2 protein-coding genes are annotated in these 746 nt (G+C 74.5%); one reads left to right on the top strand and one right to left on the bottom strand.

The genetic code is table 11. The annotated features are described in order from the left end of the window. On the top strand, positions 1 to 307 hold a 307-nt coding region (locus ACYVKZ_RS09710), incomplete at its 5' end, for a phosphatase PAP2 family protein (RefSeq protein ID WP_460991967.1). 111 nt (positions 308 to 418) lie between these two features. Here the strand turns inward: ACYVKZ_RS09710 and ACYVKZ_RS09705 are convergent. Next, positions 419 to 746: S1C family serine protease (locus tag ACYVKZ_RS09705; RefSeq protein WP_460991965.1), on the bottom strand; the 328-nt coding region annotated here is incomplete at its 5' end.

The raw sequence follows: 746 nt of genomic DNA, 5'->3' as shown, positions 1-746 counted from the left end.
CTCCGACGCCATGGACCCCAACAGCTTCCCGAGCGGCCACGTCTGCTTCGCGGTCTCGCTCACCATCGCGCTGTACTTCCTGCTCCGCCACCGCCGTCGGGGCGTGTGGGTCCTCGTCGCCGGCCTGGCCGTGACGTTCCTCGTCGCGCTCTCGCGCGTCTACATCGGCGTCCACTACCCCACCGACGTCATCGCCTCCATCCCGGCCTCCCTGGCCGGGATCCTCCTGTGGTGCGGGCTCTGGAACCGGTTCGCCCCGCCCCTGATCGCCCGCGTCCCCCTCATCGCGCGCCTCGAGGCCCGCTGACCAGAGGCCGCCAGGGCCCGCCGGCAGCGGGGATGGGCTGCCCTGCGGCGGCGCGGGCAACGGCGTGGGACCTGCCGGCCCCCGTGCCGACGGGCTGCCCGCAAGCCCCTGTCAGGACGCGGCAGTGCCCAGGACCGCCGCGGCAGTGTGGGACTGTCCGTTGCGGGTGAAGGTGACCTGTGTGCTGGTGCCGGGGGCCTGCTCGCTGACCGCGGCCGAGAGCTGGGCCGGGTCCCCGACCGGATAGGCGCCGACATGGGTGATGACGTCCCCGGCCCTGATCCCGGCCTTTTCGGCGCCGGATCCGGCGGCGACCCGGGTCACCTGCGCGCCGACGGTGAAGGACGAGTTCGGGTCCCCGGCCGGGGCGGCGGGCCGGACGGAGACGCCGAGCAGCCCGTGGGAGGCGTGCCCGGAGGAGATCAGGTCCTGGGCGATG

It is taken from the genome of Sinomonas soli, assembly GCF_054782415.1.
The sequence above is the reverse complement of the archived record's forward strand: the minus strand, read 5'-3'. Positions and strand labels throughout refer to the sequence as shown.